At 62.6% G+C, this 21,200-nt stretch carries 20 protein-coding genes; 10 read left to right on the top strand and 10 right to left on the bottom strand.

All coding sequences use genetic code 11. From position 1 onward, the window contains the following. Entirely contained in the window at positions 1 to 1,416 is a 1,416-nt protein-coding gene (locus ACWTV1_RS10955) for an amidase (protein ID WP_498505357.1), read from the bottom strand. A gap of 130 nt (positions 1,417 to 1,546) precedes the next feature. On the opposite strand from ACWTV1_RS10955, the gene ACWTV1_RS10950 reads away from it, so the two are divergent. The 3 genes from ACWTV1_RS10950 to ACWTV1_RS10940 are packed head-to-tail and all read left to right on the top strand — an operon-like array spanning position 1,547 to position 3,560. Further along, positions 1,547 to 1,906, top strand: a complete 360-nt coding sequence (locus tag ACWTV1_RS10950; protein WP_197126406.1) for a GntR family transcriptional regulator — start codon at positions 1,547 to 1,549, stop codon at positions 1,904 to 1,906. After that, positions 1,903 to 2,793, top strand: coding sequence for an ABC transporter ATP-binding protein (locus tag ACWTV1_RS10945; RefSeq protein ID WP_498505356.1), 891 nt, complete (start codon positions 1,903 to 1,905; stop codon positions 2,791 to 2,793). The genes ACWTV1_RS10950 and ACWTV1_RS10945 overlap by 4 nt, the downstream gene beginning before the upstream one ends. Continuing rightward, entirely contained in the window at positions 2,790 to 3,560 is a 771-nt protein-coding gene (locus ACWTV1_RS10940) for an ABC transporter permease (protein WP_498505355.1), read from the top strand. Before ACWTV1_RS10945 ends, ACWTV1_RS10940 begins: the two co-directional genes overlap by 4 nt. A gap of 110 nt (positions 3,561 to 3,670) precedes the next feature. On the opposite strand, the gene ACWTV1_RS10935 is transcribed toward ACWTV1_RS10940, so the two are convergent. After that, positions 3,671 to 4,177, bottom strand: a complete 507-nt coding sequence (locus ACWTV1_RS10935) for a GNAT family N-acetyltransferase (protein ID WP_498505354.1) — start codon at positions 4,175 to 4,177, stop codon at positions 3,671 to 3,673. Between the two features lie 77 nt (positions 4,178 to 4,254). Continuing rightward, the gene (locus tag ACWTV1_RS10930; RefSeq protein WP_498505353.1) at positions 4,255 to 4,935 is read right to left on the bottom strand and encodes a uracil-DNA glycosylase; all 681 of its coding nucleotides are present in this window, start codon (positions 4,933 to 4,935) and stop codon (positions 4,255 to 4,257) included. A gap of 44 nt (positions 4,936 to 4,979) precedes the next feature. On the opposite strand from ACWTV1_RS10930, the gene ACWTV1_RS10925 reads away from it, so the two are divergent. Next, entirely contained in the window at positions 4,980 to 6,491 is a 1,512-nt protein-coding gene (locus tag ACWTV1_RS10925) for an MFS transporter (protein ID WP_498505352.1), read from the top strand. Here the strand turns inward: ACWTV1_RS10925 and ACWTV1_RS10920 are convergent. Next, complete coding sequence (locus ACWTV1_RS10920; protein ID WP_498505351.1) at positions 6,488 to 7,261, bottom strand: SDR family oxidoreductase; 774 nt, start codon at positions 7,259 to 7,261, stop codon at positions 6,488 to 6,490. The genes ACWTV1_RS10925 and ACWTV1_RS10920 overlap by 4 nt on opposite strands. A gap of 32 nt (positions 7,262 to 7,293) precedes the next feature. Here ACWTV1_RS10920 and ACWTV1_RS10915 point away from each other — a divergent pair, with 32 nt between their 5' ends. The 6 genes from ACWTV1_RS10915 to ACWTV1_RS10890 all read left to right on the top strand — a co-directional run bounded on the left by ACWTV1_RS10915 (position 7,294) and on the right by ACWTV1_RS10890 (position 14,467). After that, positions 7,294 to 8,388, top strand: coding sequence for an acyltransferase family protein (locus tag ACWTV1_RS10915; protein ID WP_498505350.1), 1,095 nt, complete (start codon positions 7,294 to 7,296; stop codon positions 8,386 to 8,388). 65 nt (positions 8,389 to 8,453) lie between these two features. Further along, positions 8,454 to 9,809 carry a bifunctional o-acetylhomoserine/o-acetylserine sulfhydrylase gene (locus ACWTV1_RS10910; RefSeq protein ID WP_100389930.1) on the top strand — a complete coding sequence of 452 codons (1,356 nt, stop codon included), beginning with the start codon at positions 8,454 to 8,456 and terminating at the stop codon, positions 9,807 to 9,809. A 216-nt stretch (positions 9,810 to 10,025) separates the two neighbouring features. Continuing rightward, positions 10,026 to 11,231 carry a homoserine O-acetyltransferase MetX gene (gene metX, locus ACWTV1_RS10905; protein WP_498505349.1) on the top strand — a complete coding sequence of 402 codons (1,206 nt, stop codon included), beginning with the start codon at positions 10,026 to 10,028 and terminating at the stop codon, positions 11,229 to 11,231. Between the two features lie 113 nt (positions 11,232 to 11,344). Further along, positions 11,345 to 12,508 (top strand): sensor histidine kinase, encoded by a 1,164-nt coding sequence (locus tag ACWTV1_RS10900; RefSeq protein ID WP_498505348.1) that lies wholly within the window; start codon positions 11,345 to 11,347, stop codon positions 12,506 to 12,508. Beyond that, a complete protein-coding gene (locus ACWTV1_RS10895) occupies positions 12,505 to 13,758 on the top strand; it encodes a hypothetical protein (protein WP_498505347.1) in 1,254 nt (417 codons plus the stop codon). Before ACWTV1_RS10900 ends, ACWTV1_RS10895 begins: the two co-directional genes overlap by 4 nt. A 37-nt stretch (positions 13,759 to 13,795) precedes the next feature. Continuing rightward, positions 13,796 to 14,467 (top strand): response regulator transcription factor, encoded by a 672-nt coding sequence (locus ACWTV1_RS10890; protein ID WP_100389926.1) that lies wholly within the window; start codon positions 13,796 to 13,798, stop codon positions 14,465 to 14,467. A 127-nt stretch (positions 14,468 to 14,594) separates the two neighbouring features. On the opposite strand, the gene ACWTV1_RS10885 is transcribed toward ACWTV1_RS10890, so the two are convergent. The 6 genes from ACWTV1_RS10885 to guaB1 all read right to left on the bottom strand — a co-directional run bounded on the left by ACWTV1_RS10885 (position 14,595) and on the right by guaB1 (position 21,046). After that, complete coding sequence (locus ACWTV1_RS10885) at positions 14,595 to 14,906, bottom strand: thiamine-binding protein (RefSeq protein WP_498505346.1); 312 nt, start codon at positions 14,904 to 14,906, stop codon at positions 14,595 to 14,597. Then, complete coding sequence (locus ACWTV1_RS10880; RefSeq protein ID WP_498505345.1) at positions 14,903 to 16,225, bottom strand: glycosyltransferase 87 family protein; 1,323 nt, start codon at positions 16,223 to 16,225, stop codon at positions 14,903 to 14,905. Before ACWTV1_RS10880 ends, ACWTV1_RS10885 begins: the two co-directional genes overlap by 4 nt. After that, entirely contained in the window at positions 16,219 to 17,076 is an 858-nt protein-coding gene (locus tag ACWTV1_RS10875) for an ADP-dependent NAD(P)H-hydrate dehydratase (protein WP_498505344.1), read from the bottom strand. Before ACWTV1_RS10875 ends, ACWTV1_RS10880 begins: the two co-directional genes overlap by 7 nt. Positions 17,077 to 17,103: 27 nt before the next feature. Further along, complete coding sequence (locus ACWTV1_RS10870) at positions 17,104 to 18,138, bottom strand: hemolysin family protein (protein ID WP_100389922.1); 1,035 nt, start codon at positions 18,136 to 18,138, stop codon at positions 17,104 to 17,106. Next, the gene (locus ACWTV1_RS10865; RefSeq protein ID WP_498505343.1) at positions 18,138 to 19,460 is read right to left on the bottom strand and encodes a hemolysin family protein; all 1,323 of its coding nucleotides are present in this window, start codon (positions 19,458 to 19,460) and stop codon (positions 18,138 to 18,140) included. Before ACWTV1_RS10865 ends, ACWTV1_RS10870 begins: the two co-directional genes overlap by 1 nt. 149 nt (positions 19,461 to 19,609) lie before the next feature. Continuing rightward, positions 19,610 to 21,046 carry a GMP reductase gene (gene guaB1, locus ACWTV1_RS10860; protein WP_498505342.1) on the bottom strand — a complete coding sequence of 479 codons (1,437 nt, stop codon included), beginning with the start codon at positions 21,044 to 21,046 and terminating at the stop codon, positions 19,610 to 19,612. Positions 21,047 to 21,200 lie beyond the last annotated feature (154 nt).

Raw genomic sequence — 21,200 nt, 5'->3', positions numbered from 1 at the left:
CTAAGCCCCAAACGCCGCCGGATGCCGCGAGCCCCATTGGAAGCGGCGCTCGAGCTGCGCACCAATCGCGAGCAACACGTCCTCGCGACCGGGGCGGCCAATGAGCTGCACGCCCATCGGCAGACCTTCCGCGGTTTCGTGCACGGGGAGACTGATCGCGGGCAAGCCCGAGACGTTGACGAAGCTCGTCCACGGTGTGTATTGCACTTGCTTGGCAAAGTTCTCGAAGGCATCCTCGGCATGAAACCAGCCGAGCGGGCGTGGCGTCATGGCCATCGCCGGCGTCATCACGGCGTCGTAGGTCGAGAACTGGCGGATGACGCTGCGCTCGAACCGAGACAGGGTCGCGATGGCGACGCCCACGTCGCGCGCGCTCATCCGACGCCCGCTTTCGATGAGCCATTTCGTGAGGGGTTCCACGAGCTCGAGTTGCTCACCATCGAGCGGGATTCCGGCGGCTCCCGCTTGCCACAGCACCGTGAAGGCTTCGGCGTATTCGGGTGAGGGGTCGAGCGCGAAGTCTTCGCTGCCGTGGCCGAGCTGGTCGAGTGCAGTGCGGGCGCGAGTGAGAGCATCCTGAGCTTCCGGCGAGACGCTGATCTCGTAAGTGTCGTCCCATGGCGAGGTTGTCATGACGCCGATGTTGAAGGTGCCCTCACCGCGGATCGCGGCGTTGAGGAAGGCGCCGCCGTCCCACGTGGGCGGGCCGACCGAGAACGGCGAGGGGCCGGCGATGCCGTCGAGAAGCAAGGCAGCATCCGCCACCGTGCGAGCGATGGGCCCGGTCACCGGAAGCTGGCCGAGACTACCGAAGCCGCTGCCCGCGGGCACGCGACCGCGCGAAGGCTTGAGGCCGACGAGTCCGGTCGCCGCGGCGGGGATGCGAATCGAGCCACCACCGTCCGAGCCCGGCGCGAAAGGCAAGAGCCCCGCAGAAACGGCGACGGCCGCTCCCCCGCTGCTGCCGCCGGAACCCAAGGAAACGTCCCAGGGGTTCACGGCCGGGGCATCCGAAAGCGGTTCGGTGTAGGCGGGCAGGCCGAATTCGGGAGTCGCTGTTTTGCCGAGGCTGATCGCGCCGGCGTTATCGAGGACGTCGGCAATCTCATCCGACACCTCGGGCACGAAGTCGGCAAAGGCGCGCGACCCATACGCGGTGCGCACTCCGGCGCGGGCCCACAAGTCTTTTTCACCCGAGGGCAGGCCCCAGAGGGCGGCGGCGCGGGAGCCAGAGGCCTCCAGCTCTGCAGCACGCTGGCGCGCAGCATCCGGAGTCACGACCGTAAAGGCGCCCAGCTCAGGGTTCAACCGTTCGATGCGATCGAGGTAGCACTCCACGAGTTCGCTGGGCTTCAGCTCGCCCGATCGCAAGAGATGGAGCTGCTCTAGGGCGGTGAGGCGATGAAGTTCTGACACGGATTCAGCCTAAGGGGGTTGACAACGACCCGCCATGCTGGTTGGTTAGTTACATCACCAACTAACCAACTAGGCGCCGCAGCACTGCAGCACCGCTAGATCACCACCCGCACTCAGAAAGGAGGCTCACATGGATGACTCTCGCCCCATCTTCGCGCAGGTCGCCGAGAACATTGAGAACGACATCATCTCCGGCGCACTGCCCGAAGAAGGCCAGGCTCCCTCGATCAACGAGTTCGCAGCCTTCTACCGCATCAACCCCGCGACCGCCCTCAAAGGCGTGAACGTGCTCGTCGATGCCGGAATTCTCTACAAGAAACGAGGAATCGGAATGTTCGTCGCCACCGGCGCTCAAGAACAACTCAAAGGTGCTCGCCGCGACAGCTTCAGCAGCGAGTACGTTCGCCCCCTCTTGGCCGAGGCAGAAAAGCTCGGCATCGACTCCGCCCAACTCACCCAGATGATCGCCAAGGAGGCGAATAACTCATGACCTCCACCATCGAGGTAACTAACCTCAGCAAGCACTTCGGCAAAGTAAACGCCGTCAACGACGTGAGCTTCACGGTCGCCGAGAACAAGATCTACGGCCTGCTCGGTCGCAACGGTGCCGGCAAGACCACGCTCATGCAGTTGCTCACCGGCCAAGAGTTTGCCTCGAGCGGCACCATCTCGCTGTTCGGACAACCTCCGGTCGAGAACGCCAAGGTTTTGCAGAACACGTGCTTCATCAAAGAGAGTCAGCGTTACCCCGAAGACTTCCGCCCCAAGGATGTCTTCAAGACCGCCCCCTGGTTCTTCGCCAACTGGGACCAAGACTTCGCCGATCGCCTGATCGCCGACTTCCGCCTCCCCCTCGACCGCCGCATCAAAAAGCTCTCGCGCGGCCAGCTCTCCTCCATCGGCGTCATCGTGGGCCTCGCCTCACGCGCACCGCTCACCTTCTTCGACGAGCCGTACCTGGGGTTGGATGCCGTGGCTCGCCAAATCTTCTATGACCGCCTTCTTGAGGACTACGCCAACCACCCGCGCACCGTGATCCTCTCCACTCACCTCATTGACGAGGTCAGCAACCTGCTCGAACACGTTCTCGTGATCGACGAAGGCACGCTCCTCATCAACGAGGATGCCGAAACTCTCCGCAATCGCGCCACCAACGTGGTCGGCATGAAGACCGCCGTCGAGGCGTTCATCGGCAATCGCGAAGTGTTGCACCGCGACGGCATCGGCGGGCTCAGCTCCGTAACCGTTGCCGGGCTCAGCGAGAGCGAGCGCCGCGACGCGCACGCTGCCGGGCTGGAACTGTCACCGGTGTCGTTGCAGCAGCTCATTATCCAACTCACCCGCACCGAGACCAAGGAATTCGAGGCCAGCGCATGACCACCACAACAACGGCTCTCGCCCATCCGGCAAGCCCCCTGAAGCGCATCACGAGTGTGGCCAAGCTGCACTTCGCCAACCCGTGGACGACCCTCGGCTTGCCGTGGATCATTCTCGGCGTGATTTTTGTGGGCATGCTCACCGTCTGGTGGCTGATCTACTCGGCGATCGACCCTGCCGACCGCGCTGGCGCACTAGAAGGCACCCAGTTCTCTGGGTCGAGCTTCTTCATCTACATCTACATGATGGTCGTGGCGATCCAGGCGATCAGTATTACGTTCCCGTTCGCACTCGGCTACGGCGTTACCCGCCGCGACTACTACCTCGGCAGCGCACTAGCTTTCGTGGTGCTAGCCGTGATCTACACTGCCGGACTCACGCTGATCTCAGCCGCCGAAACGATGACTGACGGCTGGGGAATGGGTGTCACCATTTTTGCGCCCGTCTACTTCGGGGCGGGCATCGCGGAACGCATTTTCGTGCAGTTCGTGCTTTTCCTGTTCTTCCTCTTCTTCGGTTCAGCGATTGCTGCTGTCTGGGTGCGGTGGAAGGCAACCGGCGTCACAGTGTTCTTCATCATCGTTGGGGCACTCCTCGTCGGCCTGATCGCGCTGACCACCTTTACCGACTCGTGGTTTGCGGTCGGCGACACGTTCGTTGACCTCGGCGTGCTCGGAGTCGCAGCTTGGAGCCTCGTGCTCACCGCGATCAGCGGCGTGGCCGGGTTCACACTGCTGCGGCGAGCAACTCCGCGTAACGCGGCCTAGTCCGAAGGCTGCGGTCGCTAGACCAACCCAGAGCTGCGGATGCCCGGCTCTCCCTTCGCGGGAGGCCGGGCATCCGTGCGTTCATGACGTCGTGGTTCGTGGGTGATGCGCTACGCGTCGAGCGACTTCTGCAGCAGGTACGTGCCAACCCAGCGGTCGAACTTGAAACCGACACGCTTGAGGTGCCCAATGGATTCGAAGCCCAGCTTCTGGTGAAGATGCACGGAAGCCTCGGTGCCCTCATCCGAGATCACGGCAATGACTTCGCGGATGCCGATCTGCCGTCCACGCTCAAGCAGTTCGGTGAGCAGAGCGCCGCCCACGCCCTGACCGGTGGCGGCGGGAGACAGATAGATCGACCCTTCGACGGTGTGCTTGTAGGCAGCCTTGGGGCGCCACGGGAACATGGCGGCATAGCCGAGCACTCGCTCGGTGTCGTCGACCGCAACGATGAACGGCAGCCCCGATTCTTCTACGGCGACTCGCTTGGCGGTCATGATCTCGGGCGTAACCTCAACGATGTCGAAGGTCACGACGGTCGTGCTCACGTAGTGGCCGTAGATTTCGGCGAGCGCCACATCATCCGCTGCGATGGCGTCTCTGAAGTGGTGTGCCATCGCTGCTCCCGAGGTGTCGTGACAAAGAAGGTAAGTGGTGAAAACTGTCTCGCCCCGAGGGTGACGAGACTCTTATTTTATGCGGCTGGTGACGGGTCGATTCGCCAGTCGATGGGCTCAGCGCCCTGCGCCTCAAGCGCCGCGTTCGCTCGACTAAACGGTTTCGAACCGAAGAATCCGCGGCGGGCAGAGAGCGGGCTCGGGTGAGCACTCACAATCGCCGGCGTATCCCCGAGCAGTGGCGCGACGGATGCCGCATCCTTGCCCCACAGCACCGCAACAAGTGGCTGCGGCCTCGCCGCGAGCGCCCGAATCGCGTGAGCCGTCACCGCCTCCCACCCGTGACGACGATGGGAGCCTGCCTCCCCGGCTCGCACCGTCAGCACCCTGTTGAGCAACAGCACGCCTTGGCTCTGCCACGCACTCAGATCGGGGTGCGTAGCGGGCGGGATGCCGAGGTCGTCGTTCAGTTCCTTGTAAATGTTGGCGAGGCTCCGCGGTAGCGGTCGCACCGCTCGGTCGGCCGAGAATGCGAGCCCCACGGCGTGCCCCGGCGTCGGATACGGGTCTTGGCCGACGATGAGTACTCGCACGTCATCAAGGGGCGCTTCGAAAGCCCGCAGTACGGCATCCGGCTCGGGGAGCCAGTCGCGGCCAGCGGCGGTCTCGGCGTCAAGAAATGCCTGAACAGCATCCAGTTGTGCCCCTAACGGGTGTAGTGCGCGAGACCACCCGGGGTCGACACAGCTCAAGTCCATGTCACTACGCTAATGCGCGCCCTGTCTACCGATAGCATCCGTTCATGTCATTCCTGCGCGGCAAGTCCGGTGCTATCACCGTGGGCCTCATCGGCTACCTCTTCTTTGTCGAGCTAGTGAGCGGAATCTTGCAGGGGTACTACATCCCCCTCATTCCCGACCTAGTGCAGCATTTGGGCATCCGCGATGCTGACTTCAACTGGTTTGAGGCCGCCCAGCTACTACTGAGTGCCATCGTGGTGCCGATTCTGGCGAAGCTCGGCGACATGCACGGCCACAAGCGCATTCTGCTGATCTCGACCGTGCTGACCGCGGGCGCCACCTGGTGGCTTGCATTCACGGGTGACTTTACGAGCTTTCTCATTGCGTGGGCCCTGCAGGGCTTCTACGTTGTCTGGCTCCCGCTGGAGGTCGCGCTGATCTTTGACCGCGGACGCACAACGGGCATGGGCGCGTCGCAAACCCGCCGCGCTGCGGGATTCCTCGTCGTCGCTCTCGAAGCCGGCGCCATCATGGGTGCCCTCGGTGGCGGCCGCATTTTCAAAGCCTTCGGCGAGAACGTTCAACAAACTCTGATGATCCCCGCGATTGCCGTGACGATCGTCTTCTTCGTCATCCTGTTCGGAGTCCCCGAATCGAAACCGCTGCCCGGCCGCACCCTCGACTTCTGGGGCTTCGTGCTCCTCACGATCGGCCTGTTGCTCATCACCTCGGGCCTGACGTTCTTGCGCATCAACGGGCCCGGCGCCTGGTGGGTCTACCTCGTCATGCTCGCTGGTGTTGCGACTTTCATTCCGTGGGGCCGTTACGAGCTGCGCCAGAAAGACCCTGCGATCGATCTTCGGATGTTGCGCGACCCGAGCATGTGGCCCATCCAACTCACGGCGGGCCTCGTCGGCATCAGCTTGCTCGGCGCCCAGGCACCGCTCGCGACTTTCGCCGGCACCGACCCCATCAACGGGTACGGCCTCGGCATGGAATCCGATGAGATTTCGTACATCATCGGTGCCTACCTTGTCTCGATGATCGTCGGAGCGCTTCTCTTCCCGATTCTGTCGAAGTGGAAGAGCCCCCGCGTGGCACTCATCGTGGCCGCCTTCTTCGTTGCCGCTGGCTACCTGATGTTCTTACCGTTCCACACCACGGTGTTAAGCGTCTTCCTCAACATGAGCATCGCGGGCCTTGGCTCGGGTGCCCTCGTTGGCGCGCTCCCCGCCGCAGCCGCGGCTGCTGCCCCGCGCGGCCAGACCGGCATCGCCACGGCGCTGACCAACACCACGAAGACGATCGGTGGCTCGTTCGCCTCGGCAATCTTCGCCATCGTTCTACTCGCCGGAGCTGCTTCCGCGGTCACCGAAACGGCATCAAGCCTGTTCGGCTACCTGACGGTGTTCACGATCTGCGGTGCTGGCGCTCTCGTCGCAGCCGTGCTGTTGTTCTTGGTACCGAAGCTCGCGTTTGCGGATGTCGTTGACGACTTCGAGGAACTCCAACCAACCGAAACGAGCGACGAAGTTAGCAGCGAAGCGAGCAACGAAGCTACCGTCGCCGACTAGCGCGGCTTGAGTTCGCCTCTGATCATCTTGTGCGGTGCGGCCTGGGCAACGGGCTTCACCGTCACGAGGTCAAGGTTCACGAAGGGCGGCAACTCGATCGCGTGCACAATCGTCTCCGCGATGTCCTCGGCGACGAGCGGGTCGGGCACGTTTTCATAAACAGTGTCGGCCTTGGCCGCATCACCGCCAAATCGAACGAGAGCGAATTCTTCGGTCTTCACCATGCCGGGCGCAACCTCGATCACCCGGATCGGCTCCCCTGCAAGCTCAAGGCGAAGCACAGCCGTGAGCGCGTGCTGAGCAAACTTGGCGGCGTTGTAGCCGCTACCACCCTCATACGGCACGGAAGCCGCAATGGAGGTGACCATGAGGATGCTCGCTGTGTCACCCTCCACGATCGCTTCGCGCAGCAGCGGCAGCAGGGCGCTCGTGACGCGCTTGGTGCCGACAACGTTCACGTCGAACATCCGCAGCCAGTCATCCGCATCGCTCTCTTCTACGCTAGCGACGCCGAGCGCACCACCCGCGTTGTTGATGAGAGCGTGGATGGGGCCGAGCTCACGCAAGAAAGCGGCGAGCGCTTCGACGTCATCCTGTTTCGTCACATCGGCAACGAAGGTTTCGATGCCGGTGTCGGCGGCGAGAGCGGCAAGTCGATCAGCGCGACGCGCTACAGCCACCACCTGCCAGCCATGTTTCGCGAACCGTCGCGCGGTCGCTTCGCCGATGCCTGAACTTGCTCCTGTAACTACTACTCGCCGATTCCCCATTCTTCCAAAGTAGCGGTATTACACTTCGACGAATGACCGGAGCTTCTCTCACTACGCCCCAGCCTGCTCGCACCGCCAAGGTGCGCATGCCGCACTGGGATAACGCACGCTTTCTTGCGGTCACTCTGGTCGTGATCGGCCACGGCATTCAGCGGATGACGTATGACTCCAATTACGCTCTCGCGCTGTATCTCTTCATCTACGCATTCCACATGCCCGCGTTCGCGATCATCAGCGGCTATTTCTCGAAGCCCGGCGCGCCGACCGCGCTTCAGATGCGCCGGGTCATCACCGACATCATCGTGCCGTACTTCATCATGGAGACCATCTGGACTCTCGTGAAGTTCTTGGTTGAAGGCAAAACAGACCTCAACCCCTCTACTCCGAGCTGGACTCTCTGGTTCTTGCTTGCGCTCGGCATTTTCCGCCTCATCTTGCCGTACCTCTCCCAAGTGCGCTGGCCGCTGCTTTGGGCGGTGATCGCGTCGATCGGTGTCGGGTATCTCGACAACGTCGACAGCACGTTCTCGCTCTCTCGCGCCATCGGCATCCTCCCCTTCTTCGTGCTCGGCTGGAAACTGCGCGAATGGGGCCTCATGGATCGCTGGAACGTCGCAGAGCGCCTCGTCGTACTACTGCGAGCGCTCGCGGTCACGGTCTTCGCGGGCTTCATGGCGGTCATTCTCGGCAACATCGAGCTCTGGCGCACCATCGATCTGCGCTTCTGGTTCTTCTATGACGCCTCCTATCACGGGCTCGGCGAAGACCAGTGGTGGGCGGGTGGAGTGCGGCTGGGCCTCATCGTGCTCGCCGTCATTCTCAGCGCCGCCTTCTTCGCTCTCGTGCCCCGCCGCCACACTTGGGTCACGGATGCCGGCCAAGCCACCATGTACGTCTACCTGCTGCACAGCTTCGTTCTTTACCCGCTGCGCGAGAGCGGACTGCTGCTGGATGAGCGGGCCTCGGCCATGTGGCTCGTGAGCATGATCCTCGGCTCCATCGGTATCGCCCTCGTTCTTTCGATGCCGATCGTGAAGAAGATCTTCCGCCCTCTTATCGAGCCAAAACCCAACTGGGTCTTTGTTCCCCTACCCAAAGAGACCGATCTGTCTACCCAAAAACATTGAGTTACGACATATTTCACGAGTGATTGACCGCCCCACAGGGGCTCCTTAGGCTCACAGTGTGGCGGATGTCCCGACCCACCCAGAGATACGAGGAGGCCGCCGTGAGCGACTGGAACTTTGAAACCAAGCAGATCCACTCGGGCGCGCAGCCTGACCCCACGACCAACTCGCGGGCCACTCCGATCTACAAGACGACCGCGTACGTGTTCAACGACGCGGATCACGCCAAGAACCTCTTCGCGCTCGCCGAATTCGGCAACATCTACACCCGCATCCAGAACCCCACTCAGGATGTCGTCGAGCAGCGCGTTGCCGCCCTAGAAGGCGGAACCGCAGCACTGTTGCTCGCGTCTGGCCAGTCGGCCACCACGTTTGCTGTTCTCAACATTGCTCAGGCGGGCGACCACATCGTGTCGTCGTCGTCGGTCTATGGCGGAACCTACAACCTCTTCAAGTACACGCTCGCGAAGCTCGGCATCGAAACCACCTTCGTTGAGAACCAGGATGACGCTGCAGAGTGGGCCGCCGCCGTGCGCCCCAACACCAAGCTCCTGTTCGCCGAGACAATCGGTAACCCACGCATCAACGTTCTCGACATCGAGCTCGTGGCCAACGTTGCTCACGCCAGCGGAGTTCCGCTGATCGTCGACAACACCATCGCCACCCCGTACCTCATCCGCCCGCTCGAGCACGGTGCCGACATCGTGGTGCACTCGGCCACGAAGTTCCTGGGCGGTCACGGCACCGTTCTGGGTGGCGTCATTGTAGATGGCGGCAAATTCGAGTGGTCAAAGAACGTCGACAAGTTCCCCGGCCTCACCGAGCCCGACCCCTCGTACCACGGTGCGAGCTACACGGGAGTACTCGGCGACGGCATTGCCTACATCATCAAGGCGCGCGTGCAGCTGCTGCGTGACCTCGGTGCCGCCATCTCCCCCGATAGCGCGTTCTCGCTCATTCAGGGCATCGAAACCCTCAGCCTGCGCATTGAACGTCACGTTCAGAACGCTCAAGCAATCGCTGAGTGGCTCGACGCTCACGAGGATGTCGACACCGTCTACTACGCCGGTCTCCCCTCGAGCCCCTGGTACTCCAGCGCCAACAAGTACGCGCCCAAGGGTGTCGGTGGAGTTCTCTCCTTCGAGCTCAAGGGTGGCGTCGACGCTGGTCGCTCCTTCGTGAACGGTGTCTCGCTGTTCAGTCACGTTGCCAACATCGGTGACGTGCGCAGCCTCATCATTCACCCGGCATCCACCACTCACTCGCAGCTCTCCCCCGAGCAGCAGTTGACCGCTGGAGTCACCCCTGGGCTCGTTCGCCTCTCGGTGGGCCTCGAGAACATCGAGGACATCAAGGCTGACCTCCAGGCTGGCTTCGCTGCCGCCCGCGCGAAGACGGAAGAGCTCCGCGCGAGCGCCTAGGTCGCAACCGACCTCGGCGACTGCTTACGATGGCGGTGACTCCTCACGGGGGTCACCGCCATCGCTGCGTTAAGGAATTGGTCGGCATCCGGCATCCGACATCCGGCATCCGCGCTCACCCTTCACCGGAATCGCTTGTCGTTCATCGGAATAGCTCTCCCGCACCGGCGTAATAATTTCGTGCCGTACAGGTTCGTTCGCGATACTGGGAGAGACATGGACTGGCAGACACCTGAAGACACTGTTCCTTCGGCATTCATCACTGACGCAAACGTGCGTTCGCTCCTCGGCAAGCCCCCGGCGACGGGTGCCTGGCGAGAAGGAGATCCCACGGGCGAGCGCCAGTTCGTTACGGTCACCGACCTCCCGCTCGAGTTCAGCGGAAAGCTGCCCTCGGCTCGCATTGCGTACGAAACGCACGGCACGCTCAACGATGACGCCTCGAACGCGATCCTCGTCGCTCACGCGCTGACCGGCGACAGCCACATCATCGGAGCTCCCGGTGCTGGTCACGCCACGGGCGGATGGTGGAACGATCTCGTCGGGCCAGGCAAGGCCATCGACACCAACCGCTGGTTCGTCGTCGCCCCCAATATCTTGGGAGGCTGCCAAGGCAGCACCGGTCCGGCATCCCACGCCCCCGACGGTGCTGAATTTGGCGCCCGCTTTCCCTTTGTCACCATCCGCGATCAAGTCGCGGCGCAGGTCGCGCTCAGCGATGCGCTCGGCATCGACTGCTGGGCGGCCGTGATCGGTGGCTCGATGGGCGGCATGCACGCCCTCGAGTGGGCCGTCGGGCATCCGGAGCGTGTCGCCAAGGTCGCGATTCTGGCCGCACCGCCCGTATCGACGGCCGACCAGATCGCCCACAACTCGGTGCAGGTCGAGTCGATTCGCACCGACCCCGCCTTTGCCGACGGCGCCTACTACGACGCAGCGGATGGCGATGGTCCCCACCGCGGTTTAGCCCTCGCCCGCCGATTGGCCCTCATCAATTACCGCTCCTCCGATGAGCTCAATGACCGTTTTGAGCGCACGTGGCAGAGCGAAGTGAGCCCGTGGGGCAAGGGCGGCCGCTACGCGGTAGAGAGTTACCTCGATTTTCACGGCAACAAGTTCGCCCGCCGCTTTGATGCGAACAGCTACATCACCCTTGTCGAAGCCATGAGCTCGCACGACGTGGCGCGCGGTCGCGGAACGGTGCAGCAGGCACTTGCGCGCGCGACCATGCCCGCGCTCGTACTCGGCATCGACAGTGACCGGTTATTCCCGGTCTCCGGTCAAGAGATTATTGCCGAGCACCTGCCCGGCAACCTCGATGGCAACGTTCCGCACGTCATCCACTCGCCGTTCGGCCACGATGGCTTCCTCATTGAATCCGAACTCATGAGCGAACAACTCACGCGCCTGCTTGCCGTGTAACCCTGCTGAGAATCGCCCGAAGGCGCGCGTGTTAGTCAAAAATGGCGTTACCTCATGCGAAAGGCGGTGCGTCACCCCCGATAGAGGGACGAAATGTGCAAACATTGCCCCAAATGGACCTCATCGCTAAAGAACGGGATCGCCTACTGCAGCGCACTGCGCGCGTAGCGAGCCTCAGCTTTCTGACCGTATCGGTCATCTGCTTGAGCATCCCCGGAGCCGTCGCGACGGTCACCCTGTTCCTCTGTCTCCCGTTGTATGCGGTCATGGCTGTAGTGCAATTTCAGATGGGGAACAGCCGCTCCCTCGGCTGGGTCATTCCCTCGTTCATTGCGGGCAGCATCGTAATTCTGCTCGTCGCTGGCACTCCCGGTGGCCCCACCCCGGCCGGCCTCTCCGCTGTCGCGCAACTGTCGTCGGCGTCGCTCGCCTGCCTCGCGATCGTACTGACGACCACTCTCATCCGCCGCATAGTTTTGCTCGTGAGTTTCGTCACTGTGTCGAGCGTCACTGTCATCTCGATGGAGCCGTTCCAGACTCCCGTGCGCACGCTGGCTCTTCTGGTTTTCGGCTGGATTCTCGCGGCGCTCATCGGATTCTGGATCAGCTCCGGTGTTCCGCAGGCCGTTCGCCGCATCGCGAGCATCGGGCGCGCACACCGTGCTGAACGACAAGCAAGCGAGACGGAAGCTCAGCGCCGCCAGGGTGCCCGCCTGCTGCACGACACGGTCTTGGCGACGCTCACGCTGCTCGCCCACTCCGGGGTCGGCGTCTCCGCGGAGGCAATGCGCCAGCAAGCCGGGGATGACGCTCGCCTGCTACGCCAATTGCGTCTAGGGGCAACCCCCACGCCGCAGGCCTCCGGTGATTACAACCTCAGCGCCCCCGTTAGCGAAACCGTTCTCGGAACGACGTTGGAATCGGTCAAGCAACGCTTCGGACGCATGGGGCTCGAAGTCAGCTGGCACGGCACCGGTCAGGTACTCCTGCCCAGCGATGTTCTCGACGCTTTCTTGCTCGCGCTCGCTGAGTGCCTCGAGAACGTTCGTCGCCACTCGGGAGTCACCGAAGCGCACGTCACCATTACCGAAGACGAAAAAACCGTTCGGGCAATGATCACTGACTCTGGCGTTGGCTTCATTCTCGACGACGTCGATTCAGCGAGCCTCGGTTTCAAAGAGTCGGTTGTTGCTCGTCTCAAAGAGGTCGGCGGTCAGGCCCGCTTGTTCTCGACCCCTGGCTCAGGCACGACCGTGGTGCTGGAGGTTCCCCGATGACCTACGCTCCCCCCGAAGAGAACACTCTCGGCGTTATCGTCGGCGAGAAGGGTCGCCACTCCAAGAGCGCCACAGTCCGTCGCCTTGCTCGGGATGACAGTCCCCGACTCACCAGCCTCGGCACCGGTTTCGTCGGCGTCGGCGCCGCTATTCTCGTCAGCCTCCGTGCCATCTACGGGCTCGTCTGGCTCGTCATCCAATGGGACATCTATCCCAACCCAATCATTGCGGCGGTGGCCTGGGGTCTCCTCGTTCTGCTCATTGCGGCGACCATCACAATCGTTCAGCTCACGAGCGGACAGCTCCCGCAGTGGATCTTCTACTTGTTCGTCGTCGGTCTTGCCGCCGTGATGGCTCTCGACATTTACGCGGTCTGGGAGCTCCACGACATCGGCGGCTACGCCACGGCGGCAGTCGCTGCAGGAATGGCGTTGCTGCTCGTTCTCACAGTGCGCCCCACCACTGAGCTCATCGTCGCGGTCTCTGTCGTCGGCGTTGGCCTGACCGCGGTCATCCTGATCAACGTGCCACTGACGACCGACAACCTGGCACCCCAAGTGACCACGGTCGCCTTCGCTGTATTACCCACCGTGATCGGCCTCTCGCTCATCACGAACTTCCGGCAACTCGTGCAAGTGGAACTCGACCGAGTGCTGGTGCAGAGCACGCTCACCGCACCTCGCTTTGCGGTCGGCATGATGGCATCCGAAGAACTGGCTCGTCTCGACCTTGCCGCCGAAAAGCTGCTCGACTCCGTAGCGAATGGCACCACCAAGCTGCCGCTCGAACCCAAAATCGCATCCACAGCGGCGTCGCTTGCTACGGAATTGCGACTGCACCTCATCGAGGGGCGTCGCGAAACCTGGCTGTACCACGCCATCACCGAGTCCGACCTGCTCGGCAAATCAGTCACGCTCACTGACAAGGGCAGCCTTGCTGGCCTTCTTGACCCAGTACAGCGAGACGGCCTGCTCTCCACCGCCTGGCTGTTTGTCACCGACACCACGAAGCGCGGAGCCAAAAACTCCGTCCACATCACAATCGCGCCATCAACTACCGTTCTGGCGCCCAGCTTCGAAGACAAAGTGGCGGTCGGCATTTCGATCACGTCGAGCGGAGTTGCACGAAACCGAGTGGATGCTTCAACGTGGGAGGCAGTCGCAAAGGTCGGAACCTACACCGACTCCATCGAGAACTCGAGCGTGCGTCTCGACATCGAATGCCTTGTCGATAACCCAGCAGACCAATAAATTCGTAAGATAAGACGATCTACTAGAGGAATTCACCGTGACTGAACCAACAAAGCGCATCCGGCTCGCACTCGTTGACGACCACCGAATGCTGCTCGGTGCGCTCACCGAGTGGATCCGCAAAGCTGCGGAAGACATCGACATGGTCGTTGCCGTTCCCACCTGGCCCGAACTCACCATTCACCCTGAGTTCCCCGTCGACGTCGTATTGCTCGACCTCGACCTCAAAGACAACATCCCCGTCTCGCTCAAGATCAACACCCTCAAGTCGATGAACGTTCGCGTCGTCCTCATGAGCACCTACTCTGAGCCGAACGTGGTGCGCGAAGCCCTAGCTGCTGGCGCGCTCGGGTACCTCGTCAAGAGCGAAGACGCCGACATGATCGTTGAAGCGATCCGCGCAGCGTCGAAGGGCGAGTCGTTCATCTCCGCTGAGCTCGACTTGGCCATCAACGCCGATGAGATCGGTGGCGCTCCCAAGCTCAGCGCTCAAGAGCGTCGCGTCATGGCGCTCTACGGCGGCGGCGAGCCGGTCAAGTCGGTGGCGTACCAGCTCAGCATCTCTGAAGAGACCGCCAAGAGCTACCTCAAGCGCATTCGCGAGAAGTACCGCGTCGCGGGTTTCGATGTTGGCACCAAGGTTGCACTGCGTAAGCGCGCTCTTGAAGACGGCATCCTGATCGAGACCGACACGATGCACCACCTCTAAGCCACACCCTTTGTAGGCTGCGCCTTTCATAGGCTGCATCCGGTCGCACCACGCTTAACACCAATCGCCCTGACCCCACTCGTGTGGGTCAGGGCGATTGTGTTGTGCGGCAGCAGTGCGCTGGTTGTTAGCTCTCGGCGCGAATGATCGCTTGCTTGAGGCGCTCGACCTTTCCGGTCATTTCACCAGTACGACCGGGGCGGATGTCGGCCTTCAGTACGAGCGAAACGCGCGACCCAAACTGGCCGACTGCTTCGGTCGCGGCCTTGACGACTGCGAACACTTCATCCCAGTCTCCCTCGATGGTCGTGAACATCGAATCGGTCTGATTGGGCAGCCCCGAGTCGCGGACGACCTTGACGGCTGCGGCGACCGCATCGTGAACCGAATCGGTTCCATCCGAACCACCACTGGGTGCGATTGAGAATGCGACGATCATGCTGACTCCTTTGCCATAGGGCTTTCAGTGGATGGGGTGGCGTGAGGAAGCCTGAAAGCCGGGCGACCAAGCCTCACGAGCTCGACGATCGCCCACACCATCAGGGTCACCACGAGCAGATTGCGTGCGCTCACGATCGCCACCAGAAGCGGATCGGCGAAGAGCAAGCGGTCATAGAAGAACGGATACACGAGCTGCGTGAGCACGGCGATGGCGATGCTCAGCGTTGCCGGCATCCGAAAGCTCGTGTGGGCACGAATGCCCTCGCTCACAGGTGAGCTGGAGCTGGAGCTGGAGTGCATTGTGGAACTGAGAAGTCCAAGCACAACAGGCACCGCCAACCACGACACGAACTGCGGTGAGCCGACTTTGTTTACGACGATGAGGGCAAGGACGAGGGCGAGGCTCAGGGGCGCGAGCACCGGCAGCGCGCTGCCTCCGTGGCGCGCTGTGGTGCGGGCAGCGCGGATTCCGAGCGCGGCAATCGCGAGCACCACCAGAGCCAGCAACGGCGTCATGATGGCAGCCACGGCATCCACTCCCGGGCCGGCGACTTGGAAGGTCAGGATGCTCGAGTCGTAGTACACAAACGAATCTGGCACTTTCGCTACGATCTGCCAGAGCCAGATGCCCGCCACCGGGGATTCGATTTGGATGCCTCGGCCCGTTTGCTCGGTCACGAAACTGAATACGTTGCCGCCCGACCCGGCCAGCAGGGCGAAGACGACGACGGTCGCTGTGGTTCCCGCTGCTGCGATTGCGATGGCCCAACGCTCACGCAGGGCAATGAACGCAGCCAGAATCAGCGCTGCGGGCCACACTTTCACCCACGTGGCACAGGCAAGAACTACTCCGGCAACGCGAGGGTGATTCGTCACGAGGCGTACTCCGACCATGGCGATGGCGACGGTGACGGCATCGATGCGGCCGAGCGCGATCGGGCCGAGGGCCACGAGGAAGGCCAGCCACCACCATCCGGTGATCACACCCGAACGCGAGCGGCCCCAGCGGGTGAGAAAGCCGAGCGCCACGAGATTGAGCAGCATGACGAGCGTCAGCCAGGTCGCTCCGATGAGTTCAATGCCAAAGCTCACCGATGCCAAGATCGGCACAATGGCCAGCAGCGGATATACCCACGGGATGTCCACGCCCACAACAATGCCCGCGGCGTACGCCTGCTGCGCCCACCCCGCGTAAACGATGGTGACGTCACCGAACGGATTACCGGGCCCGTGGAGATTGAGCAGCCCGAGCCAGAGGTGAGCCGCGATAAACAGCAGCCAGAGCCCAATGGCGCTGACGGCATGACGGGTCAGCACCGCGGTCGGGTGTCAGTCGCGACCGCGTCCGTGCAGGCCGCGGCAAGTTCAGCGACGACCTGAGAGACGTTGCTGCACAGATCAAGAATGGTGAGTGGGCCGCCGTCGCTCGCGAGAGCTGCCGCACGCCCGTGCACATAGGAGGCTGTGGCAGCGAGCCCCACGAGTAGTGCGGGGTTTGCCAGCACCGCAGGGCTATGAGTGGCTACGAGGGCCCCCAGAATGCCGCCAAGCGCGTCTCCGGCGCCGGCGGTAGCCAACCATGCGGGAGCAGCTGCAATCGCGGCCGTCGTCGTGCCGTCGGACACGTACGTCGTGTGCCCCTTCAGCAGCACGGTGCAGCCGAGTTGGGTGGCGGCGGATTCCGCCCAGTCGCGCGGGGTTGCCGCGATTGACTCCGTGGGTTCGTCGAGCAACCGGCCCAGTTCACGGTAGTGCGGCGTGACCACGGTGGGCGTGGTGACCCGGTGCACCACGTCGAGGGCTCCCCCGTCGAGCACAAGCGGCACGTTCTGGCCGAGCGCAGCAGTGATGTGGCGTTCGGCATCTGGCTCTCTCGCGGCATGATCCATGCCCGAACCGATGAGCCACGCTTGCACCCTGCCATCGGCCATCACGGCTTCGGGTCGTCGCTGCAGAATAAGGTCTTGAGCACGCTGCGCTCCGAGGTAGCGAATCATGCCGACACCTGTACGCGCGGCGGCCTCGACCCCCAACACGGCGGCGCCCGGGTACTGGGCCGATCCTGTGATCAGGCCGAGTACACCGCGGGAGTACTTGTCGTCGCTTTCCCGGGGCAGAGCGATGTGGCGTGCCGCGTCAGCAGCACTCCACATCGACTCAGCATCCATGGATGACAACGATAGTTGAGAACGTCGTTAGCGACGCCGGGTGGCGTCCTGCACTTCGCCGACGAGCACCTCAATGATGTCCTCGAGGAACAGCACACCGGTGGTCTCGCCGGTGGCGTCGAAGCTGCGCGCCACGTGAACGCCCGAGCGACGCATAGTCGCGAGGGCATCTTCGAGGTCGGTTTCGCAGTACATCGAAATGAGCTGGCGAATCCGCTTGGGCGGAACAGGCTCGTGGAACTCGCTCTCGTCGAGATCGATAACATCCTTGAGGTGAAGGTAGCCGGTGGGCTCCCCTGCATCGTTCAGCAGAATGTAGCGCGAGAACCCTCGTTGAGCTACAGCCTTCTCGAGGTCCGCCGGGGCGGCGTCCTCGGGCAGCGTGACGAGCCCCGACATCGGAATAGCGACATCGCGAACCTTTTTCGACGTGAACTCGAACGCACCGGTGAGCGTGCCACCGGCATCCGTCAGCACGCCTTCGCGCGTCGACTGCGCGACGATCGTCGCCACTTCGTCGAGCGTGAAAACACTGTTCGCTTCGTTCTTAGGTTCGACCTTGAAGAGGCGCAGGATGCCGTTCGCTGTCGCGTTGAGCGCAACAATGATCGGGCGGAACACTGTTGCGATGAACACGAGTGGCGGAGCCAGAATCAGCACCGCGCGGTCGGGCACCGAGAACGAGAGGTTCTTCGGCACCATTTCGCCGAGCACAACGTGCAGGAACGAGACGATGATGAGCGCCATGATGAACGCGATGGTGCTGATCAGCTCTTCGCTCAAACCGGTCAGCGCCAGCGGCACTTCAAGCAAGTGGTGGATCGCAGGTTCAGACACATTCAGGATCAGCAGCGAACACACCGTGATGCCCAGCTGGCAGGCCGCGAGCATGAGCGTCGCGTGCTCCATCGCCCACAACGCAGTCTTTGCGGAACGTGAACCGGATGCCGCGAGCGGCTCGATCTGCGATCGACGTGCCGAGATAACGGCAAATTCCGCGCCAACGAAGAAGGCGTTGACGAGCAGCAGTACGAATAGCCAGATGATTCCCCAGACGTCCATTAGCTCACCACCTCGGCATCGGTAGCGGTGACAATCGGATCAGGGGTAAACCTCACGCGGTCGATGCGTCGACCTTCCAGTCGTTCAATGCGGAACACTCCGCCTGCGGCGGTTATCGTGTCGCCCGTGCGCGGAACGCGACCGAGCTCGCTCATGAGCCAACCGGCCACGGTTTCGTAGGGCCCTTCTTCGGGAACTTCAACGCCGGTGCGCTCGAGGAGCTCATCCGGGCGCAGAATTGCGGGGAAGGTAAACCAGTCGCGAGAACGGACTACGTCGGCCTTCGAGCGGTCATGTTCATCGGAGACTTCACCGACGAGTTCTTCCACGAGGTCTTCGAGCGTCGCGACTCCGGCGGTTCCGCCGTATTCGTCAACGACGACGGCCATTTGGTAACCGCGGCCGCGCAGTTCGGCGAGCAGGGCATCCAGTCGCATCGTTTCTGGCACTTGGAGCGCTTCAGTCTGCAGAGCCGAAACGGGCACGTCGGCACGCTTCTTGTGGGGCACCGCAACGGCTTGCTTGATGTGTACGAGACCCACAACATCGTCGATGCTGCCGTCGATTACCGGGAAGCGAGAGAAACCGGTGCGCTTGGCGAGGTCGATCACGTCTTGAGCGCTGTCGGTGCGGTCGATGCTGTCGACCCGCGGTCGCGGAGTCATCACGTCTTGCGCTGTGTGATCGGCAAAGGCCAGCGTGCGTGCCAACAGCGTTGCGGTGTCCGCTTCGAGACTGCCCTGGCTGGCCGAGCGGCGCACGAGCGAGGTCAGTTCTTCAGCGGTGCGGGCGCCAGAAAGTTCTTCTTTCGGCTCGATTCCTACAGAACGAAGGATGCCGTTTGCCGTGTTGTTGAGCAGGCTGACGGCGGGTTTGAACACCGTCGTGAAGAGCACCTGGAAGGGAACGACAAACTTGGCTGTGGCTCGTGGGAGCGCAAGCGCGAAGTTCTTCGGCACGAGCTCGCCAACGATCATCGACAGCAGTGTGGCAAAGGTGACGGCCAGGATGCTCGCGATGATGGTCACTGCTGCGTCAGGCAAGACGGTACCGAGCGGTGCCTCTAGCCAGGTGCTGAAAGCAGGTTCGAGGGTGTAGCCCGCAAGCAGTGTCGTCAGAGTGATGCCGAGCTGAGCACTCGAGAGGTGAGTCGAGGTGTGCTTGAGCGCCGCGATGGTGGTTGCGAGTCGCTTCTCGCCACGCTCTTGACGAGCTTCGAGGTCTGAACGATCGAGGTTCACGAGCGCGAATTCGGAGGCGACGAAGAAGCCGGTGCCGACAGTCAGCACGAGGCCAGCGGCGAAGAGAAGCCATTCATTCATGACAGATCACCTCCAGCCGCGGAGGTAGGTAGAGAACGGGCGAAAAACAAGTGATGGTCGCACGGAGCGTGGCTCCGGCGACAACTAGAGGGAGGGTCGTCCATTATGGGCTTGAGTATAGGACAAATCGCTGGGAAACGAGAGTTGCGTTACCAGCTCACAGGCAAGGCTTTGCCCTCTTCGTACCCTGCTGCCGACTGGATTCCCACGAGGGCGCGCTCCCGAAACTCACGCAGGTTTGCAGCACCGGCGTAGGTGCACGAACTGCGCACTCCCGAGGTGATCATGTCAACAAGGTCATCGATCGACGGGCGAGCCGGGTCGAGGTAGATTTTCGAGCCCGAGATACCTTCCGCAAAGAGTTCCTTGCGCGCGAGTTCGTAGGCGTCGAGCCCGCCGAAGCGAGCGCGTACGGCCTTTGTGGATGCCATTCCCCAGCTGGTCTTGTAGAGAGCGCCGACGTCGTCGGTGCGCAACTCTCCCGGCGCTTCGATCGTGCCGGCAAACCACGAGCCGATCATGACGGATGCTCCGCCCGCCGCGAGCGCGAGCGCCACGTCACGCGGGTAGCGCACGCCGCCGTCTGCCCACACGTGCGCGCCGAGTTCACGAGCGGTTGCCGCGGTTTCGAGCACGGCAGAGAACTGGGGGCGACCGACCGCGGTCATCATGCGCGTGGTGCACATGGCGCCGGGCCCAACGCCGACTTTGATGATCGTGGCGCCCGCGCCCACGAGATCGCGAACGGCGGCACTCGTCACGACATTGCCGGCGACAATCGGTACGCCCAAGTCAAGCGCGGCCACGATCTCAACAGCTCGCACCATTCCTTCTTGATGGCCGTGCGCGGTGTCAAGAACGAGGGTGCTCGCGCCAGCAGCGACGAGGGCGCGAGCCTTCGCGGCAACGTCACCGTTAATTCCGAGCGCGGCAGCGACGGCGAGCTTGCCTTCACTGTCGAGCGCTGGCATATAGAGAGTGGAACGGAGCGCGCTTGTCTTACTTGTGGTGCCGACTACCGCGCCACCATCCACAACAGGAGCGAAGTTAAGGTCGCGCTCCACCAGAAGATCGAAGAGCTCGCGGGCACTACCGAAGTCTGCGCGCTCAATGGCGTGGGTGTCAGCGCCGGCGATATCGCCCAGCTCAGCACCGGGCAACGCAGTGGCCAGACGTTCGGCATCCACCACCCCGGCGAGCGCGCCGTCGTTCATCAACACCACGCCGTGGCCCGCGAGCGGTGGAACCAGAAGTAGCGCTTGCTCCACGGTGTCCTGCGGGCTCAAGAACACCGCGGAGTCGAGATCGATGGGCTGGGCGCGCACCCAGGCCAGAGCATCCGCCATGTCGGTGTCACTGAGGTCTTGCGGCAGCACTCCGAGTCCACCGCGGCGAGCGAGACTCGCGGCCAAGCGTGGGCCCGTGACGGAGTTCATGTTCGAAGCAACGAGAGGGATGGTGGCCGAGGTACCGTCTCCCGGGGCGAGCGAAACCGACATCCGGCTCCCCACCGACGAGTGGCTCGGCACCAAAAACACGTCTGAGTAGGTCAAATCGTGGGTGGGCGTGGTCTCGTAGAAATCCATGGTCACGAGCCTAAAGGTCACTACTCGAAAACAATCTGCAAAAAAGTCATGAAAATAACGAAGATCGCCGCCTCACGACCAGCAGACGCACAACAAAGCGATTAACATTGGTGGGGATGTCTGGCGCGCAGACTGCGCGTCGTTGAAGTGAACA

The organism is Salinibacterium sp. VpJ6 (genome assembly GCF_059767345.1).
This window is presented reverse-complemented; position numbering and strand designations above follow the sequence as displayed.

Excerpts from the sequence above, each read along its gene's own strand:
- ACWTV1_RS10950 (WP_197126406.1), top strand. The coding sequence starts at position 1,547 with ATGGATGACTCTCGCCCCATCTTCGCGCAGGTCGCCGAGAACATTGAG.
- ACWTV1_RS10945 (WP_498505356.1), top strand. The coding sequence starts at position 1,903 with ATGACCTCCACCATCGAGGTAACTAACCTCAGCAAGCACTTCGGCAAA.
- ACWTV1_RS10940 (WP_498505355.1), top strand. The coding sequence starts at position 2,790 with ATGACCACCACAACAACGGCTCTCGCCCATCCGGCAAGCCCCCTGAAG.
- ACWTV1_RS10935 (WP_498505354.1), bottom strand. The coding sequence starts at position 4,177 with ATGGCACACCACTTCAGAGACGCCATCGCAGCGGATGATGTGGCGCTC.
- ACWTV1_RS10930 (WP_498505353.1), bottom strand. The coding sequence starts at position 4,935 with ATGGACTTGAGCTGTGTCGACCCCGGGTGGTCTCGCGCACTACACCCG.
- ACWTV1_RS10925 (WP_498505352.1), top strand. The coding sequence starts at position 4,980 with ATGTCATTCCTGCGCGGCAAGTCCGGTGCTATCACCGTGGGCCTCATC.
- ACWTV1_RS10920 (WP_498505351.1), bottom strand. The coding sequence starts at position 7,261 with ATGGGGAATCGGCGAGTAGTAGTTACAGGAGCAAGTTCAGGCATCGGC.
- ACWTV1_RS10915 (WP_498505350.1), top strand. The coding sequence starts at position 7,294 with ATGACCGGAGCTTCTCTCACTACGCCCCAGCCTGCTCGCACCGCCAAG.
- ACWTV1_RS10910 (WP_100389930.1), top strand. The coding sequence starts at position 8,454 with ATGTCCCGACCCACCCAGAGATACGAGGAGGCCGCCGTGAGCGACTGG.
- metX (WP_498505349.1), top strand. The coding sequence starts at position 10,026 with ATGGACTGGCAGACACCTGAAGACACTGTTCCTTCGGCATTCATCACT.
- ACWTV1_RS10900 (WP_498505348.1), top strand. The coding sequence starts at position 11,345 with ATGGACCTCATCGCTAAAGAACGGGATCGCCTACTGCAGCGCACTGCG.
- ACWTV1_RS10895 (WP_498505347.1), top strand. The coding sequence starts at position 12,505 with ATGACCTACGCTCCCCCCGAAGAGAACACTCTCGGCGTTATCGTCGGC.
- ACWTV1_RS10885 (WP_498505346.1), bottom strand. The coding sequence starts at position 14,906 with ATGATCGTCGCATTCTCAATCGCACCCAGTGGTGGTTCGGATGGAACC.
- ACWTV1_RS10875 (WP_498505344.1), bottom strand. The coding sequence starts at position 17,076 with ATGGATGCTGAGTCGATGTGGAGTGCTGCTGACGCGGCACGCCACATC.
- ACWTV1_RS10870 (WP_100389922.1), bottom strand. The coding sequence starts at position 18,138 with ATGGACGTCTGGGGAATCATCTGGCTATTCGTACTGCTGCTCGTCAAC.
- ACWTV1_RS10865 (WP_498505343.1), bottom strand. The coding sequence starts at position 19,460 with ATGAATGAATGGCTTCTCTTCGCCGCTGGCCTCGTGCTGACTGTCGGC.
- guaB1 (WP_498505342.1), bottom strand. The coding sequence starts at position 21,046 with ATGGATTTCTACGAGACCACGCCCACCCACGATTTGACCTACTCAGAC.